The organism is Streptomyces sp. NPDC003691 (assembly GCF_053981115.1).
Window position 1 is genome coordinate 1 of the sequence record NZ_JBSFNQ010000210.1, and the last position, 2,609, is coordinate 2,609.

The window sequence follows — 2,609 nt, forward strand, 5'->3', positions numbered from 1 at the left end:
TGGCGTGGTCGACGAGGTTCCAGAGGTCGTCGGGGTTGCGGATGCCGCCGGGGTAGCGGCAGCCGATCCCGATGACCGCCACCGGCTCCCGCTCCGCATCCCGCGCCTCGGACAGGGTCCGCCGCGCCGACGCCAGTTCGGACGTCACCCACTTCAGATAGGTGACGAGTTCCTCGTCCGTGCTGCTCTCCGGTCCGGTCATGGGGTACGGCCTCCTCGTCGGGCTCCGGGGCCGCGCTTCACCGGCCGGCCCGGCCGAGCTGGGTATCGATAAAACTGAGCAGTTCGTCCCGGGACGCGCTCCGGATGGACTCACCGGCATCCCGGTCCTCGGGCTCCGGACCGCCCTCGCCCGGTGTGCCGCTGTCCTGCGGTGCCTCCCAGCGGCTCGTCAGGTCCCGCAGCCGCTGCGACACCCGGGCCCGCAGCGGCTCCGCCGGCTCCGCGGCGGCGAGCGTCTGCTCGATCCGGTCCAGCTCGGCGAGGAGCGCGGCGGCGGGATCGGTCTCCTCCGGCACGATCTGCGATCTGAGGAAGGCACTGATCGCCACGGGCGTCGGATGGTCGAAGACCAGCGTCGCGGGAAGCCGCAGACCTGCCCGGGCGCCGAGCCGGTTGCGGAGTTCGACGGCGGTCAGGGAGTCGAACCCCAGCTCCTTCAGCGGGCGGTCCCGGGGCACCGAGCCGGGCGCGGCGTGACCCAGCACCTTTGCTGCCTCGGCCCGTACCAGCCGGAGCACGAACGCGTCCCGCTCCTCCTCCGGCAGCTCGCCCAGGGTCCGCGCCAGCGACACCGGACCGGTGTCGCCCGGTCCCGCGGCCGCCGGGAGGTCCGTCCGTACCAGCGAACGCAGCACCGCCGGTACCGTCGCCTCGTCCGGAGTGCCGCCGGGACGCGCGGGACCGGCCGGGTCCAGCCGCGCGCCGACCACCAGCGGATCGCCCAGCGCGACCGCGCGGTCGAACATCCCCAGACCGGCCGCCGACGGCAGCGCCGCGACCCCGCCCCGGGAGATCCGGGCCAGATCCGCTTCACCGAGACCGCCCGTCAGACCGCTCGCCTCCTCCCAGTGGCCCCAGGCGATGGATGTCGCCGGGAGGCCGAGGGCACGGCGATGGTGCGCCAGGGCGTCGAGGAACGTGTTCGCGGCCGCGTAGTTGCCCTGGCCGGGAGCCCCGATCACACCGGCCGCCGACGAGAACAGCACGAAGGCGCGCAGGTCCAGCCCCCGGGTCAGCTCATGGAGATGCCAGGCGGCATCGACCTTCGCCCGGAAGACACGGTCGAGTCTCTCGGGCGTCAGACCCTCGACGACCGTGTCGTCGAGGGTTCCGGCGGCGTGGATGACGGCGGTGAGGGGGTGGTTGGTGGGGATGGTGGTGAGGAGGGTGTGGAGTGCTTGGGGGTCGGCGGTGTCGCAGGCGGTGATGGTGGTGTGGGCGCCGAGTGCGGTGAGTTCTGTGTGGAGGGTTTGGGCGTTGGGGGTGTCGGGTCCGGTGCGGCTGACGAGGTGGAAGTGGGTGATGTGGTGTTCGGTGACGAGGTGGCGGGCGAGGAGGCTGCCGAGGGTGCCGGTACCTCCCGTGATCAGCACCGTGCCGGAGCCGAACGGAGTCTCCGCCGATGCGCCGTCGGGCCCTTCGGCGGCCCGGTCGCCACCGGGCTCGTCCAATGCTTCCTTCTGGGCTTCCTCCGGCTCCGGGACCGGGAGTTCGGGGATACGGCTCAGACGCGGTACGAGTACGGTGCCGGAGCGCACCGCCACCTGGTCCTCGCCCGCGGCCACGGCCGCGGCCAGCACCCGGGCCGACTCCTCCGTGCCATCGGTGTCCACCACCCCGAACTGCCGCGGATGCTCGGTCAGCGCGCTGCGGAGAAGACCCCAGACGGGGGCCGCGGCCAGCGCCGCCACATCCTCGCCGGCCTCCGTCGCGACCGCGCCCCGGGTGACCAGGACCAGTCTGCTCGCCCGGGCCCAGTCCGCCGACAGCCAGCCCTGGAGCAGTTCCAGCGCGGCACCGGTCGCCGCGCGTGCGGCCGGAACCGGATCGTGCGGCCCGGCTCCGGTGTCCGGCACGGCGGCCAGCACGATATCCGGGACGGCCGCTCCCCGCTCCACGGCACGGCCGAGTGCGGCGAGATCCGCATGTTGCGCGGCGACCACGTCCGCCGGGGTGAGGGCGGTGCCCAGCTCCTCCGCACCGGCGCCGACGACGGCCCAGTGCGCATCCTGCGCGGCATCGGCGTCCACGGGCTCCCGCGGAGCTACCCAGTCGACGCGGTGCAGGGGATCGGGGTTCGCCCCGATCAGCTGCGCGAGCCGGGCCGGGGTGACGGACCGGACGGTGAGGGCTTCGATCAGGGCGACCGGACGGTTCAGGGTGTCGAACATCTCCACCCGGACCGTTTCGGGACCGGTGGTGCTGATCCGGACCCGGAGTTCGGTGACACCCTCCTGAAAGACCGTCACTCCACGCCAGGAGAAGGGCAGCCGGGCCCGGTCGCTGTGCAGCAGTGGGAGGAGGTGGAGGGTGGTGTCGAGGAGGGTGGGGTGGAGGGTGTGTTGGTGGGGTGTGGTGTGGGTGGTGGGGTGTTGTTGGGTGTGGGC

2 protein-coding genes are annotated in these 2,609 nt (G+C 73.2%); both read right to left on the bottom strand.

Features of this window, described 5'->3' with window-relative positions:
• A partial coding sequence (locus ACWDR0_RS34750; protein ID WP_456355830.1) for a polyketide synthase docking domain-containing protein occupies positions 1-202 on the bottom strand: 202 nt, incomplete at its 3' end.
• 37 nt (positions 203-239) lie between these two features.
• Positions 240-2,609, bottom strand: a 2,370-nt coding sequence (locus ACWDR0_RS34755) for a type I polyketide synthase (protein WP_456355831.1), incomplete at its 5' end; no start/stop codon positions are given.